Origin of the sequence: Deefgea sp. CFH1-16 (assembly GCF_016881365.1) — a bacterium.
In the GTDB taxonomy this organism is placed as follows: domain Bacteria; phylum Pseudomonadota; class Gammaproteobacteria; order Burkholderiales; family Chitinibacteraceae; genus Deefgea.
The window spans coordinates 2704687-2719425 of record NZ_WLYT01000001.1 but is presented as its reverse complement, the minus strand read 5'-3'; the positions used below and the strand labels follow the sequence as shown (position 1 = coordinate 2719425).

The 14739-nt window shown below is 46.3% G+C and carries 15 protein-coding genes and 1 pseudogene; 4 read left to right on the top strand and 12 right to left on the bottom strand.

Annotation, left to right across the window (positions count from 1 at the left end):
* Nucleotides 1-350 precede the first annotated feature (350 nt).
* The 3 genes from GKO28_RS14910 to GKO28_RS20350 all read left to right on the top strand — a co-directional run bounded on the left by GKO28_RS14910 (nucleotide 351) and on the right by GKO28_RS20350 (nucleotide 2988).
* Entirely contained in the window at nucleotides 351-686 is a 336-nt protein-coding gene (locus GKO28_RS14910; RefSeq protein ID WP_182076871.1) for a hypothetical protein, read from the top strand.
* A 58-nt stretch (nucleotides 687-744) separates the two neighbouring features.
* Nucleotides 745-1959 (top strand): sensor domain-containing diguanylate cyclase, encoded by a 1215-nt coding sequence (locus GKO28_RS14905; RefSeq protein WP_182076869.1) that lies wholly within the window; start codon nucleotides 745-747, stop codon nucleotides 1957-1959.
* A 132-nt stretch (nucleotides 1960-2091) separates the two neighbouring features.
* Nucleotides 2092-2988 carry an ankyrin repeat domain-containing protein gene (locus GKO28_RS20350; protein ID WP_182076867.1) on the top strand — a complete coding sequence of 299 codons (897 nt, stop codon included), beginning with the start codon at nucleotides 2092-2094 and terminating at the stop codon, nucleotides 2986-2988.
* 321 nt (nucleotides 2989-3309) lie between these two features.
* On the opposite strand, the gene GKO28_RS14895 is transcribed toward GKO28_RS20350, so the two are convergent.
* The 5 genes from GKO28_RS14895 to GKO28_RS14875 form a co-directional block, all read right to left on the bottom strand.
* Nucleotides 3310-3765, bottom strand: coding sequence for an acyl-CoA thioesterase (locus tag GKO28_RS14895; RefSeq protein ID WP_182076865.1), 456 nt, complete (start codon nucleotides 3763-3765; stop codon nucleotides 3310-3312).
* 209 nt (nucleotides 3766-3974) lie between these two features.
* On the bottom strand, nucleotides 3975-4967 hold the full coding sequence (gene lipA / locus GKO28_RS14890) for a lipoyl synthase (protein ID WP_173531813.1): 993 nt from the start codon (nucleotides 4965-4967) through the stop codon (nucleotides 3975-3977).
* Between the two features lie 22 nt (nucleotides 4968-4989).
* Complete coding sequence (gene lipB / locus GKO28_RS14885; RefSeq protein WP_173534541.1) at nucleotides 4990-5625, bottom strand: lipoyl(octanoyl) transferase LipB; 636 nt, start codon at nucleotides 5623-5625, stop codon at nucleotides 4990-4992.
* 9 nt (nucleotides 5626-5634) lie between these two features.
* On the bottom strand, nucleotides 5635-5934 hold the full coding sequence (locus GKO28_RS14880; protein WP_182076863.1) for a YbeD family protein: 300 nt from the start codon (nucleotides 5932-5934) through the stop codon (nucleotides 5635-5637).
* Nucleotides 5935-5939: 5 nt separating this feature from the next.
* Nucleotides 5940-6815, bottom strand: a complete 876-nt coding sequence (locus GKO28_RS14875; protein ID WP_182076862.1) for a D-amino acid aminotransferase — start codon at nucleotides 6813-6815, stop codon at nucleotides 5940-5942.
* A gap of 139 nt (nucleotides 6816-6954) precedes the next feature.
* Between GKO28_RS14875 and GKO28_RS14870 the strand changes: the two genes are divergently transcribed.
* Complete coding sequence (locus GKO28_RS14870; protein WP_182076860.1) at nucleotides 6955-7230, top strand: acyl-CoA-binding protein; 276 nt, start codon at nucleotides 6955-6957, stop codon at nucleotides 7228-7230.
* A 10-nt stretch (nucleotides 7231-7240) separates the two neighbouring features.
* Here GKO28_RS14870 and GKO28_RS14865 read toward each other — a convergent pair whose 3' ends face one another.
* From GKO28_RS14865 to GKO28_RS14840, 7 genes and pseudogenes are all read right to left on the bottom strand, one after another.
* Nucleotides 7241-10303 carry an EAL domain-containing protein gene (locus GKO28_RS14865; RefSeq protein WP_182076858.1) on the bottom strand — a complete coding sequence of 1021 codons (3063 nt, stop codon included), beginning with the start codon at nucleotides 10301-10303 and terminating at the stop codon, nucleotides 7241-7243.
* 270 nt (nucleotides 10304-10573) lie between these two features.
* Nucleotides 10574-12243, bottom strand: a pseudogene (gene ettA / locus GKO28_RS14860) (energy-dependent translational throttle protein EttA).
* Nucleotides 12244-12389: 146 nt separating this feature from the next.
* Complete coding sequence (locus tag GKO28_RS14855) at nucleotides 12390-12764, bottom strand: hypothetical protein (protein WP_182076856.1); 375 nt, start codon at nucleotides 12762-12764, stop codon at nucleotides 12390-12392.
* A gap of 198 nt (nucleotides 12765-12962) precedes the next feature.
* Nucleotides 12963-13241 (bottom strand): nucleoid-associated protein, encoded by a 279-nt coding sequence (locus GKO28_RS21730; RefSeq protein ID WP_307839036.1) that lies wholly within the window; start codon nucleotides 13239-13241, stop codon nucleotides 12963-12965.
* Nucleotides 13238-13966: a nucleoid-associated protein gene (locus GKO28_RS14850; RefSeq protein ID WP_282099323.1), complete on the bottom strand. Its 729-nt coding sequence runs from the start codon at nucleotides 13964-13966 to the stop codon at nucleotides 13238-13240. The genes GKO28_RS21730 and GKO28_RS14850 overlap by 4 nt, the downstream gene beginning before the upstream one ends.
* A gap of 48 nt (nucleotides 13967-14014) precedes the next feature.
* Complete coding sequence (locus tag GKO28_RS14845; RefSeq protein WP_182076854.1) at nucleotides 14015-14167, bottom strand: hypothetical protein; 153 nt, start codon at nucleotides 14165-14167, stop codon at nucleotides 14015-14017.
* Nucleotides 14155-14517, bottom strand: a complete 363-nt coding sequence (locus GKO28_RS14840; RefSeq protein ID WP_182076851.1) for a DUF697 domain-containing protein — start codon at nucleotides 14515-14517, stop codon at nucleotides 14155-14157. Before GKO28_RS14840 ends, GKO28_RS14845 begins: the two co-directional genes overlap by 13 nt.
* Nucleotides 14518-14739: the final 222 nt, after the last annotated feature.

Genomic DNA, 14739 nt, shown 5'->3' with positions numbered 1-14739 from the left:
CAATCAGCAAAGTAACGTTTCAACCTTAACCCCACAACAAGTCAGTGACGTCTATTTAGGCCGACTACTGGGCAACAACACGCCATTACAGCCCATAGAAATCAATTCAGATGAATTGCGACGCCGTTTTTTTACTTTGCGCTCACTGGCAAACCTTTAGTTAAAATTGATGCATATTGGGCTAGACTGCAATTTGCCGGTCAACAAAAACCGCCACGCCGGTTGGCTGATCAGACTTCGGTCATTAAAAGCATTAGCCTCAATCAAGATCAAATCGGATTTATCGAGGCCAATTCCTTGCCCAGCAATAGTGGGGTAAAAGTCGTTCTAAAACTGGAATAAGAACAAACATGGCTTTTCGGCAAACCATTCATTACAAACTTTCAGTGACCATCGCACTGTGTGCGATTTTAGTGGCATCCATTTCTTCATTTATTGTGTATCAACTCAATTACACGGGTGAAATCAAACGCAGCTATTTAGACATCAAGAACCTGATGGCAGCGGTGGAAAAAACCGCTGCCGTTGCCGCTTTTAGCGGCAACCAACAAATTGCCAATGATGTGGTGAATAGTCTGATTCTCAATCCACTAATTCGTCATGCCACAATCAATGGCCACAATCATTTACTGATCAGCGCCGGAAAAAAAACCCAACGATACCGAATTAAAACTACCGCTATATGAGCCACTAGATGAGCGCGATATCGCCGGTTATTTAACCTTAGAGATCAATACTTCAGAAATGAACATCCGAGCCAAAACTCGGTCAATCGACACGGCAATTTCCTTATTTATTCTGTCTTTATTAATCGGTTTAGTGGTCTATATTGTCGTTTTTTTTAAACTCAGTCGGCCACTTACCCAGCTATCGAGTCGATTACAAACGATACAACCCGCTACCGATGATCGATTACCCAAGTTAAACGATAAATCCTATGATGAACTCACTCAATTAACCCAACACATTAACTATCTGCTCAATATGGTGAGCGACGTCATTCATGCTGAGCGCGATTTACGCTTGCAAATTAGTAAGCTTGAGCAGCAATTTAGGGGGATTTTTGAAAGTGCCAATGTCGGCATTGGCCTACTGGATGAATCCGGACGGCTCATCTTGGCCAATCCAGCGTTTGCTAAACTTCTTGGCGAAAGCATTTATGCCCAAGCACAGCAAAGTGGGCAGTGGATTGATCGATTATTTGCCCAACCCTATCGTCTGTGGGGGCAAATATACGCTAGCCTCGAGCGCAATCAAGCCACGACCAATGATTTGCAAACCTGCAATGAATGGCTGCATGTGATTATCTCAGCCAGTTATAACGAAGAACACATTCCGCACTACCAATGCGTCATTTATGACATTAGCGACCGAAAAAAACGCGAAGAACAAATGCGGCGCAGCGCCGACTATGACCACCTTACTGGTTTGCACAATCGACATTCCAGCGAAAAAATCTTAGCGCATTTACTCAGCAACACTATTGCGAGTAAAAATCAGTTGGCGATTTTTATGATTGATTTAGACCGTTTCAAATACATTAATGACACCTATGGGCATGAAGCCGGTGATAAAGTGCTACAAGAAAGCGCTAGCCGCATGAAGCAGCACTTTACCCGCGAGGAAGATTTAATTGCTCGTTTAGGTGGTGATGAATTCATGATCGTGGCTTATTTTGAAGCCACGGCTCAACTGAGCGTCATGGTGCAAGCACTGATTGACAGCATTAATCGGCCGATCGAAATCGGCAACAATCTCTATGATCGTGTCGGTGCCAGCATCGGCATCGCACTAGCACCACAGCATGGCACTAGCAGCAATATGCTCATCAATAAAGCCGATCAAGCCATGTACCAAGTTAAACGCTCAGGCCGTAACGGCTATTGTATTTACGGCAATCCACATTGCTTAACCCCACAACTCCCCTCACAACACATCAATCCCTCCTTGGGTAATTAGCTCGGCCACAAATACCCAGCCAATACCGCATCAATCCAGATGTATTTTGTGACGATTGGCGCTGAAACCGTTAAAATATCGGGTTTGTTTCGCCATAAACATCGTGACCTGCTCGCTTAATGGAAATACGCTGTGAACCCGCAACTGCTTGATTTACTCAATGGGCAAGAGTCAGACTACCCGCATCATTTGGCGCAACTACATCCGCATTTACACGACTTGATTGCTGCGGCATCGGGCAGCGATGAATTTGAAGACTATTTGCGCTCTTTGCTCATTGATCAACGCGGCAATCGGCAAGGTTTTTCAGCCGTGGTAATTTCGGAAATCTTTCGCCTAATTCAAGCCTGCGAGCAAAAAAAACAAGGGTTTAGCGACTCAGCAGCGCCAGACGTTTGGGAGCATGTCAAACAAGCACGCGACCATTTAAATGCCTGTGGCGTTGCCTTTAATTTAGAGAGCTTCTTTGCGGCGGCTGAGCGCGGCGAGACGTTAAAGCTAGTGCTGTTTTTAAAAGCCGGCATGAAAATCGACGCGCGAGATCACCATCAAAAGACACCATTAATTTGGGCCTCATCGTTTGGCCATCTGGCCTGTGTTGGCCTGCTACTGGCCAATCAAGCCCAAACCGATCTTGCCGATAGCGGCGGCTATACCGCAATTCACTGGGCGGCCGCCAATGGCCACGCTGAAGTCATTCGCCTTTTACTCGAGCATGGCGCCAACGCCGACCTCAGTAGCCACACAGGAAAAACCCCACTCATCCAAGCCGCAGCACGTGGGCAGCGCGATGCTTTAATGCAATTGATGGACGCTGGCGTTGCGCTCAACACCCAAGATGCCGAAGGAAACACGGCGCTTCACAAGGCCATTGAGCAGGGGTATGTGCACGTATCTCAGGTATTAATTCACCATCATGCAAATACCCACCTATTAAATCGAGAACAATGCAGTGCTTTTGATTTAGCGACGCGACATCCCAATCTGGCAATCCGGCAATTGCTTAAACAACAGCCAATCTCGGCTTAAACTCAAATACAGTTCACTTAACGACAACCCCTGAAAACCCAACGCAGAGGCGCAGAGGCGCGGAGGAAATTCAGGGTTTTTCGATTGATTTTCTCTGTACCTTTGCGTCAAAAGCGACACCAGCAATGAAATAGAGGAAAAAAATGCCGCTCACTTGGCTTAAGTGAACGGCATTATGGCTTAGACTCTTTACGTTTAGCCCGCGTCTGCTTTACGAAGCGCAGCCATCGCATGACGATATGGCGCGTTTCCTGCCTTGTTTCAAGCAAAAAATCGCACCGATTTGATGGCAAAAACACTGTTAAATGTCTAAAACACGAATTATTTTTTCAATAAGCGCACTGCACGGCGCGCTTTGGCTTGTTCCCAGCGCGTCATCGCTTCGTCGTCAGTAGGGCTTAAGGGTTCAATCGCCAGCGATTGGCCTTCGGCATTCATGGCCACCATCGTAAAATAGCAACTATTGGTATGGCGCTCGGTCTGCTCGCAAATGTTTTCTGCCACCACCCGAATGCCAATTTCCATCGAAGTTCGACCGGTATAGTTCACACTGGCTAAAAAATGCACTAACTCGCCGACATAAATCGGCTGCTTAAAAATCACCTGATCCACCGACAAAGTCACCGCATACGCGCCAGCGTAGCGACTCGCACACACATAAGCGACTTGATCGAGCTGCTTTAATAAAGCGCCACCGTGCACCTTGCCAGAAAAATTAGCCATATCGGGCGTCATTAACACCGTCATGCTGATTTGATGCTTTGGACCATCATGCATAATCAAAACCTCAATGTATATACAGCTAGCTTAACATCTAAAAACTAGCCCAAGATATACCCCATAAAACCACGACGTAAAATCATCATTAACAAAAAGCAACACCCAATGGCCTGCAGGCGCATGACACGTTACACCAAATAAAAACGGCGCGCTGTTGCGATTGCAAAAGCTGCGCCGTTTTTAAAGTCGATCTGAATTAAAAGTCGTTAAACCCCAGCCCCATGCGCTTGCTGATCGGCGTGGTAGCTAGATCGCACCATTGCGCCCACTGCCGCATGCTTGAAACCTAACTCATACGCGTGTTTTTCAAAGACTTTGAATTGATCAGGATGCACGTAGCGCAGAACTGGTAAATGCCCATTCGATGGTTGCAAGTACTGACCGATGGTAATCATATCAATATCATGCGCGCGCATATCGGCCATCACTTGGAACACTTCTTCATCCGTCTCGCCCAAGCCGACCATAATGCCCGACTTGGTGCTCACTGCTGGATACAAACGCTTAAATTCTTTGAGTAAATCTAATGAATGCTGATAATCCGAGCCCGGGCGCGCTTGCTTATACAGGCGCGGTGCGGTTTCTAAATTATGATTCATTACATCGGGCAAAGCGTCTTTGAATGTTTCCAGCGCCAATTCAACCCGGCCACGAAAATCGGGGACCAGTACTTCAATTTGCGTTTCTGGGCTCAATTGACGGGTGGTTTGAATGCATTCAGCAAAATGCGCGGCGCCACCGTCACGTAAATCATCCCGATCGACCGAGGTAATGACCACATATTTAAGCTTTAAGGCGGCAATGGTTTCGCCCAAATGGCGCGGTTCATTTTCATCGAGCGGATTCGGGCGACCATGGCCGACATCACAGAACGGACAACGCCGCGTACAGATATCACCCATGATCATAAAGGTGGCCGTACCCTTACCAAAACACTCACCAATATTTGGGCAAGTTGCTTCTTCACAAACGGTATGCAGTTTTTGCTCACGCAAAATCTGTTTGATTTCATAAAAACGGCTGTTATGGCTGGCCGCTTGCACGCGAATCCATTCGGGCTTTTTGATTTTGGTTTCAAGCTGAACGATTTTAATCGGAATACGGGCGGTTTTTGCTTCACCCTTTAACTTAACACCGACTTCTTTACTTGCCGGTTTGCTGGTGGGCGCGCTGGCCCCTTCTTTGATTTGATCTGTCATATCGTCCGAATTACCGCACTTTTTATGTGGGTAATTGCTTGATTTGTTGAAGAATTTTGTCGGCCATTTTACCGAACAAATCTGCGGGTGTCTTGTTTATCCCCATATCGAGCATGCGCGTGACTTGCAAGCCTTGATAACCGCAAGGGTTGATTTGCTGAAATGGCGCCAAATCCATGCTGACATTCAATGCCAAACCATGATAACAACAGCCATTTTTAATCCGTAAGCCCAAGCTGGCAATTTTAGCTTCAAAATCAAAGCCCTCGCGATGCAGCATCACGTACACGCCCGGTGCGTCCACTTTGCCGTAGGCGGTAATGCCTTCATCGGCCAAAACCGCGATCACGCTGTTTTCGAGCAAGCGCACCAAGTCGCGCACGCCCAATTTATGCCGCCGTAAATCGAGCAATAAATACGCAATCAGCTGCCCGGGGCCATGATAAGTGACCTGCCCGCCCCGATCGATCTGAACAATCGGAATCGCGCTTTGACTCAAAATATGCTCCGGTTTACCTGCCAAACCTTGAGTAAAGACCGGGGGATGCTCCAGTAGCCACAACTCATCGGGCGTGGTGGCATCCCGTTGACTGGTAAATGCTTGCATCGCCTCAAAGGTGGGCAAATAATCGACTTGCCCCAACTGTTTTACAATCAAATCTGGCACTTATAGCACCATACGAACCATATGATGCGCGCGTAAAGCGGCATCAAGCGCGTGCACTTGCTCGACATTTTCAAAGGTAATCATCAACGTTAGAGCATGGTAATTACCACTGGTGGACGCGCGATGCTCAATTTTGTCTTCAACAAAATCAGCGATCAATCCTTGCGTGACTTGTACAATTTCTTTCACAAATTCAGCATGGCTAATGCTTTTATGACTAACCACTTTCACGGGAATCAAGACGGGAAAAGTCACTAAATCTTCAAGCTTCTGACTCGGTATATCCGTAAAACCAACCATTATGCTTACTCCTGTCCACGGTGCATCACCGTCATTTTAAAATTTTGATACAGACCATACATAATTTTATATATGGGGCCAACTTGGCCATTTCCTACTGCTTGTCCATCTAAGTTCACAATCGCGAGGACTTCTTTCGATGAAGACGTCAACCAAAGCTCATCGGCATCGCGCAGCATCTGCTCCGTTACTGGCGTAAGTGTAACTGGTAAATCATGCTGCTGAGCCAGCTCTAAAATCACGTCATAGGTTATCCCTGTGAGCATCAAATTTGACGGCGCTGGCGTATAAATTACACCGTCTTTGACGATAAAAATATTGCTCGCGGCCCCTTCAGTTAAATCGCCATCGCGCAAAAAAACAGCCTCGGCAACCCCCGCATCCACCGCTTCTTGCTTAGCAAGCACATTGGCCAATAAAGAAATGGCCTTGATATTACAACGCTGCCAGCGAACATCATTGCAAGTGATGGCACTCACGCCACACTCAACGGCCTGCGCTGGTGGCGGCTCAAGCTCATCGGCAAACATCAATACTGTAGGCATCGCTTCTAGCGGAAAAGCATGCTGGCGCGGATATGCGGGCCCACGCGAGACTTGCAAGTAAATGGATTGATCGACAAATGTTTGTGCGTGGATCAGGGCTTGAATATGCTCGCGCCACGTTGACATCGAATACGGATTTTCAATTCGAACTTGAGCTAAATTATTAGCCAGCCGCGCCAAATGCTCATCTAAGCGAAAAGCAACTCGCTGATAAACCGGAATCATTTCATAAACGCCGTCACCAAATAAAAACCCACGATCCATCACCGAGATTTTTAATTCAGCTAACGGCGCAAACTGACCATTTAAAAACGCAATTTTATGAGGTATTTGCATGGCAGATCCTATCAAATAAAGCGCCGTTACGACACTGCGTCGCAATGTGGCGCAATTGATTCGCTAGGGCTTGGAGAGATTTGTATTCTCAGTCTATACTCAGCGGTATTTTCAAACAAACGTTTCATAAGGTGGATCCATGAGCGACTTAGCAGCCCGTTTCAAAACCGCACAAGATGAAGTAGTAAATCTCAATGATGCACCCGACGTTCAAACCAAGCTACGCCTTTATGCACTGTACAAACAAGGTAGCGAAGGCGATGTGAGTGGCGATCGTCCTTCTGCGATTCAATTTGTTGCGCAAGCCAAATACGATGCATGGGCCAAATTAATTGGCACCAGCACGGACAGCGCAATGGAGATGTATATTGCGCTAGTTGAAGATCTAAAAAGCCAAAGACGAATAAACCCCTAGGGGGTATTTGCTAGAGGGTTAAGCTCTTTTTTTGTATTTGCATTAATTCAAATTGCGCGGCAGTGATGGGTTGGCTAAATAAATAGCCTTGTATTGAATCCGTTCCTGCCGAGCGCAAAAATGCCAATTGCGCTTCAGTCTCAACCCCTTCTGCCAACACCGACATGCCCAGCGTTTTGCCCAAGCCAATAATGGCCATCACAATCGCCGCATCATTGGGATCTGTTCCAATATCACTGACAAAGCTTTGATCGACTTTTAATTTATCAAAAGCAAACCGCTTTAAATACGCCAAGCTAGAATAGCCGGTACCAAAATCATCCAATGACAGCTTAACGCCAAGCCGTTTAATCCCCTGCAAAGTGAGCATCACCTGCTCCACCTCTTGCATCATGACCGATTCAGTCACTTCAATTTCGAGGTATTTCGCGTCAAGACCCGATTGATCCAGCGCCGATTGAATCAGTTGCAATAAGTTGGCCTGATGTAACTGCATCGGTGACATATTGATGGCGATACTAATTGCCGGTAAGCCCGCGCGTTGCCATTCTGCCGCAAGGCGACAAGCCTCGAACATGACCCAATTCCCAATTGGCAGAATCATTCGCGACTCTTCGGCAATGGGGATGAATTTTACTGGAGAAACCAGGCCTTTTTCTGGGTGATGCCAACGAATTAACGCCTCAGCGCCGATCACCACCCCCGTATCAAGACTCACTTGCGGCTGAAAATACAACTCAAATTCATTATTGTCTAAGGCTTGACGCATACTGGTTTCTAAAATCAAACGCTCCGAAGCCCGCGCATTCATATCGGCAGTAAAATATTGATAATTATTACGGCCATTGGCTTTAGCCTGATACATCGCCACATCAGCATTTTTAATCAAGACATCGGGATCATGCCCATCATCGGGAAAAACGCTAATCCCAATCGACGTCGACGTTGCAAAATTACCCGCTTCTAAAGTAAATGATTGCTGAAACGATGACAAAATCCGGTCGGCTACATCGCCGGCAATCAAGGGATTGGGCAGGTCGGCCAAGACCAAAACAAATTCATCGCCACCTAGCCGAGATAAAATATCTTGCTTGCCGACAATCTGTCTTAAACGCGTCGCTAGCTGTGATAACACCATATCACCAGCAGAATGCCCCAAAGAATCATTAATGGTTTTAAAGCGATCTAAATCTAAAAATAACACCGCGAGCTTTCGATTGTATTTTTCCGCACTGGCCAAGGCCAAACGCAACTCATCGCGCAATAAATTACGATTTGCCAAACCAGTAACGCTATCAAAATTGGCCAACTCAGTAATTCGATCTTGCGCTTCTTTACGCTCGGTAATATCGGTCATGGTGCCAATTAAACGGCTAGGTTTACCACGTGAGTCAAAATCAACAAATTTGCCTCGGGTTTGAAACCAACGAAACTCACCGCGCTTAATTTTTCGACGAAAATCCACCGCAAATTGCCGCATTGCTGAATGCCCTGCGTAGTAATCTCGATAAGCGGCAACAGCCTGCTCTTTATCAATGGGATGCAACTGCTCTTTCCACTTATCAAAAGTCTCGACCAACTCTCCCGGCTCATAGCCTAATAAGCGATCATATTCTGGACTGGTAATCGCTGTTCGGCGGCCATCTAATGGCATATCAAATAAACCGGTACTCGAAGCCTCTAAAGCCAAACGCAATTGCTGTTCAGACTTCACAATGACCTCTTCTTGCATTCGCCGTTCTGAAATATCTCGCACCACGGCGCAATTATATTCTTGGCCTTTAAATAAAATATAATTGGAATGCACTTCACACGGAAATGTTTCTCCTGTGCGCGTTTTCAAGCAAATCTCATCAAATAAATGTCGATGTTGCCGCAATAAGTGCCAAAATTTAGGCCAACTATCGGGTTTAAAATTTGGATTAATATCGCGAAAACGCATTGCCAATAAATCATGCTCAGAATAACCAAAACGATGACACGTTGTGGCATTCACATAACGAATATGCCCAGCAGGATCAAGCCAAATGGCCATATCTGCGCCGTTTTCAATCGCCACTTTGGTTAAATATAAATCGGCTTCAGTTCGTTCTAGTCGGGTTAATTGCCGCAATACATAAATTAATAAAGCTGATCCGGCAAGCAATAATGTTAATGCAATGCCTAGTGTGATATACGTTTCTCGCCACCATGTAGCCAGCACGGCGTCGCGATCAATGCCAATTGAGACCCCCAATGGCCAGCCAACAACCCGATGCCAGCCATAAATTCTGGCCGCTTGATCCAAAGCAGCGGGTTCATAAAATACGCCATTTTCGGTGCCGCTAGCAATTCGCTCAAAGAAATCTTGATGCGAAATATCTCGTCCAACTTCACTAGCTAAAAATGGATAACGCGCCAAAGAAATACCGTCATCACGAAATAAGCGAATCACGATATTTTTACTATTAGCCATCGAGTTATAAAATTTTTGAAAATATTCTGGATTTAAACCCGCAATGATCACACCGGAAAAACTCGTTTTTTTATCCACGACAGCGGTGACAAATGGAACAATATCTTGTTGCGTAATCGGGTCGCGCTGTTGCTCTGCAATATAGTATTGCGTGGCTGGGTGCGACCTTGCCACTCGAAAAAACTGTGTATTGAATACATTGACTTTAGAGAGGGGGTGCTTGGCACTTGAGGCGGCAATTTCACCAGAATCTAATGCAAAAGCCATGCTACTAAGCTGAGGATAACGTACAACCACACGCTGTAAATAGGCGTGTAAACACGCAGTATCTTTGGCAGCGATACACGATTGAAACACTTCATCTTGCTCAATCGTCGATAAAGCAAACATGGTCGCTTCCATCGTTCGACCAACATGCTCTTCAAACGCACGTGTTAGTAGCAGCATTTCTTGCTCGGCCTTGGCCAGTGCCGCCTGATAGCTGCGCCAAATTGAAATACCCTGGATGACCAAGGTGGCAACAAAAACACAAATAAACACAGCAACTAGAACATGACGAATTCGCCCTAAAGAATCTTTTGATTCTTCTTGCTCTGGATTAGAAAGGGTATTGGCCACGCAGTCTTTCTCGATAAAATAAATAAAGTGAAACCTCAATGCAGCAAGATTGTGCTTTATTCTGAATATAAAAACACCTATTACCCATCAATCATGGTTTTTTAGCATTGAATCGCAACGTGATTGCTCCTTGCAAATAAAAATTCTACAAAAAAAACCATAATTATTGCAAGAAGATCAATGCTGTTCTCATTTCCGTCATTAGATTGGCGATTGATAAGTAAAAAAAAACAAGGAAGGGATCACCCTTCCTTGTTTTAATCAATACGATTAACGTGTAATTGGTTTGTAGCGAATGCGTTTTGGTTTTGCACCTTCTTCACCTAAACGTTTTTTCTTATCCGCTTCATATTCTTGATAGTTGCCGTCAAAGAAATTCCATTGTGAATTACCTTCCGCAGCCAAGAGATATGCGTTGCAATCCGATCAAGGAACCAACGATCATGCGAAATAACAAACACAGTACCGGCAAACTCCAGCAAAGCATCTTCTAAAGCACGGAGTGTTTCGACGTCCAAGTCATTTGATGGCTCATCGAGCAGCAATACATTGCCGCCTTTGAGTAGCGTTTTGGCCAAATGCAAACGACCGCGCTCACCACCTGATAGATTGCCAACTAATTTAGCTTGATCACCGCCTTTAAAGTTAAAGCGGCCTAAGTAAGCGCGGCTGCTCATTTCAAATTTGCCGACGCTGATCACATCGTTGCCATTGGCAACGTCTTGGAACACCGTTTTATCGTTTTCTAAGCCTTCACGACTTTGTTCAACAAACGCCATTTGCACGGTTTGACCGATTTCAACTTCACCGCTATCGGGTGCTTCCTTGCCTGCGATCATCTTAAATAAGGTGGATTTACCGGCACCGTTAGGCCCGATAATGCCGACAATCGCGCCAGCGGGTACGTTAAAGCTTAAATCATCAATCAATAAACGCTCACCAAAGGCTTTGCTGACGCCTTTAAATTCGATAACTTTATCGCCCAAACGCTCAGCAACTGGGATAAAGATTTCTTGCGTTTCATTGCGCTTTTGATGTTCAAAGCTAGAGAGTTCTTCAAAGCGCGCAATACGTGCTTTTGATTTCGCTTGACGTCCTTTGGGATTTTGACGAACCCATTCCAATTCTTTGTTTAAGGCTTTTTGACGTGCCGACTCTTGTGATTCTTCTAACTTGAGGCGCTCTTCTTTCTTTTGCAACCAAGTTGAATAATTGCCTTCCCAAGGAATACCATGCCCTCGGTCTAGCTCCAAAATCCACTCAGCGGCGTTATCCAAGAAATAACGATCATGCGTTACGGCAACGACGGTACCTGGGAAGCGCACCAAAAATTGCTCGAGCCACTCAACCGATTCAGCATCCAAGTGATTGGTTGGCTCATCTAGCAGCAACATATCTGGCTTAGACAACAGCAATTTACACAAAGCAACGCGGCGCTTTTCACCACCAGACAACTGCCCAACGATTGCATCCCATTCTGGCAAGCGCAGCGCATCGGCAGCGATTTCAAGTTGCAACTCTAAATTATCGCCAGCACCAGCCGAAATAATCGCTTCTAAACGACCTTGTTCTTCGGCTAAGGCATCAAAATCAGCGCCTTCTTCAGCGTAAGCAACGTAGACAGCTTCCAATTTGGCTTGCGCTTCAAAGACTTCACCTAAGCCACTTTCAACTTCTTGGCGCACGGTATTTTCAGCATTCAATTCGGGTTCTTGGGCTAAGTAACCAATTTTGATGTTAGGTAAATGCTGAACTTCACCTTCAAATTCTTTTTCAACCCCAGCCATAATCTTCAGAACAGTCGATTTACCCGAACCATTCAGACCCAGCAAACCAATTTTTGCGCCGGGGAAAAAAGACAATGAAATATCTTTAATAATTTGACGTTTTGGCGGAACAATCTTGCTCACTCGGAGCATAGACATCACATATTGAGCCATGAGTAACCTATAAAAAGTCGGAAATATAATAGGGCTAGAGTTTACCAGTCCCAGTACATGCCGCGCTATCTTTCATATCGGTCTCAGCCAAGGCTTATTTTGAATCAGCAGCGCTGTATTGCGCGGTGGCCTTTACTTTGAATTACTCAGCAAGCAATACCCGAGCCATTCAATGAATTGCGCCCCCAAACCATGGCTTGAGTGCCTGTGAGCGCATTGGCCAGCTTGATCGAGCGTGGGGTAGCGATATAGTCAACTTCTTGTGCCGAGTTCGCGAGGCGATGCGTCATTTGCGCAATATGAGTAATCGTGCCTTGCCCATCACTGACGATATACAGCCCGATAAAACGCCGCGCCATCGGGCGTAATGCAGCGGGCAATTGGGCAATATGCCTTGCTGATAAGAGTTGCGCCGAGCCACGCCAAGCCGGTTGCACCCAAACTTCAAGCAGTGCTAACGGGATACGTAAAGCTTGTTGTTGCAAAAAGGCCTGGTCGGACAAGCGAAAGCGGATTGACATGACGGCGACTCCATATAGAACGTACGTTCACAATACAAGAGCCGCGCCATCGGCGCAAGGCAAAAAAGAACGTTTGTTCTACAAAACAACAGCATCACCAAGGATGAATCGTAGGTAAATTACAATTTATTCAGGGTATTTGCTGCCAAGCCTCTGTATAAAAGCTTAAGCAGCGCATACCCACAGTAGATTGAATAATTATTGTTCTAGTAGCGCTTTTTTGAGTTTGTCTGGGATATTTGACAGCACCAGCGTATCACTGTGTTTATCGTAAATTACTGCGCCCGAGCGCAAGCTGGCACGATCAAATTCTAACTTCCATTCTGGCGCTGCGGCTTTAAAGCGCATCAGTGGTTTAATCGCTCGGCGATCCGGAACAAAACCATCAACGAGCCCAAGGTCGTCATGCTGTAGTGCTTCCTGTAATGCCTGTGGCGCATCCGGGTAGATTTGGCTAGCGACCTCGGCTAAGTTCACTTCGCCCTGCTCATTGCCCATTTCATCGAGTAAATTGTGTGTGCGCGCTGAAAAACTTCGTCACGATCTTGTGCGCTGAGGGCCTGCTGCTCGACAAATTGTTCCAGCCCTTTAACTAGTTTTTGGGTTTCTTTAAGCGGCGTCACCATATCGTTACAGCCTAAGAACAATTTGAAATACGCTGCCACATCACCGCGCCCGCGCAAAAAGCTCACATAACGCTCACCGCCAGCTTGCCATACGCCCAAATCAATTCGCCCTGCAACGCGCAAATGATCCATATCCAAGTGAATGCTGTCTTCAAGGTGCATATCAGCATTTACGGCGGTGCCAATCACTTCACCAACCAAGGCGAAAAAGAGAAAGTCCATCGCGCTATTGCTCACGTGGGCCATCAAGACATAAGCGCCGCTGGCCTCTGGTTCTTGCTCAGCGCGCACTTGCAACTGCGCGATCGCCTGCTGAGAAAACCCAAGAAAATCCGCGTTATCCACGTAGCGCCGTACCAAGGCCGGCATTGGATATTCGTGCTCGTCCTCTTCGAACTTGCCAAAGCCTTTGCCATTGCGACTGCCGTAAAGTTGGCATAGATGGTCGACCAAACGCTGCGCCGCACTATTGATCGGCATTTCAGTCGAGCTCAATGCCACTCGCGCCGGGCCATTGGGCTCTTTATGTAATTGATGAATGATTAGATGCTGGATGGTATTGGGTGAGGTCGACATGCAAGAATCCTTAAATCAGATTCCCCATTATCCCACCGAATGCAGTGACTAGATATCGCGAGCTGTCGTTTCATGCTCAAAGGTCGTACTGCTTTGCAACTGAATCAGCACTTGGCAGCAATCATCAATATGGGCATTACCCAGCATACGCATCGCACCATAGCTAATTCCAGCCGCAATGGCTGAGCCTAAAAACGGCACAAATTTGGCGGCTTGTTTACTAACCAATCGCACCCCAACACGCTTGAGCGCCAACAGCAACAGTTCTTTAGAGAGATATATTTACCAATTAAACTCGAGCTTAACGAGCTGACAATAACGAAAACACGCTGTTTCATTAATGGATTAAGTTGCTCAATTTGCGCGGGGGTTAAACCAAACTTTTGATTAATTTGATCGATCATCCGCGACATAATGGCAACGTCGGCACCGACATCCAGTCCAGGGATCGGCACAATGGCAATCGCGCCCGATACCATCGATTGCTTGGCCACCATGTTGCGGCATTCAACGCGAAGCTGTTCGATTTCAGACAAAGTCATCGTTTGCATTGTGGGCCTTTTTTTCAAAATTCACTGACTGATAGACTCAACAAACCATCAAGAGTTCCAACAATGCTGCGCTCCCCACAGGGTTTTAGCCGGTATTGGTCTCTAGGGTCTGTTGACGTTTGGTTTTCGGTCGCGTTGGAGCGATTTTCGCGGCAGATCAAGGCATTTTATGCGACCAATAACCCGTTATTCGAGTATAAAATAACGCAGAGATGCCGCGAA

Bases quoted from the DNA above. Each gene is read 5' to 3' on its own strand.
- GKO28_RS14840 (WP_182076851.1), bottom strand. From the start codon at position 14,517: ATGCAAACGATGACTTTGTCTGAAATCGAACAGCTTCGCGTTGAATGC.
- GKO28_RS14875 (WP_182076862.1), bottom strand. From the start codon at position 6,815: ATGCAAATACCTCATAAAATTGCGTTTTTAAATGGTCAGTTTGCGCCG.
- GKO28_RS14855 (WP_182076856.1), bottom strand. From the start codon at position 12,764: ATGTCAATCCGCTTTCGCTTGTCCGACCAGGCCTTTTTGCAACAACAA.
- lipA (WP_173531813.1), bottom strand. From the start codon at position 4,967: ATGACAGATCAAATCAAAGAAGGGGCCAGCGCGCCCACCAGCAAACCG.
- GKO28_RS14910 (WP_182076871.1), top strand. From the start codon at position 351: ATGGCTTTTCGGCAAACCATTCATTACAAACTTTCAGTGACCATCGCA.
- GKO28_RS14870 (WP_182076860.1), top strand. From the start codon at position 6,955: ATGAGCGACTTAGCAGCCCGTTTCAAAACCGCACAAGATGAAGTAGTA.
- GKO28_RS14895 (WP_182076865.1), bottom strand. From the start codon at position 3,765: ATGCATGATGGTCCAAAGCATCAAATCAGCATGACGGTGTTAATGACG.
- GKO28_RS14850 (WP_282099323.1), bottom strand. From the start codon at position 13,966: ATGTCGACCTCACCCAATACCATCCAGCATCTAATCATTCATCAATTA.
- GKO28_RS14905 (WP_182076869.1), top strand. From the start codon at position 745: ATGAACATCCGAGCCAAAACTCGGTCAATCGACACGGCAATTTCCTTA.
- GKO28_RS14880 (WP_182076863.1), bottom strand. From the start codon at position 5,934: ATGGTTGGTTTTACGGATATACCGAGTCAGAAGCTTGAAGATTTAGTG.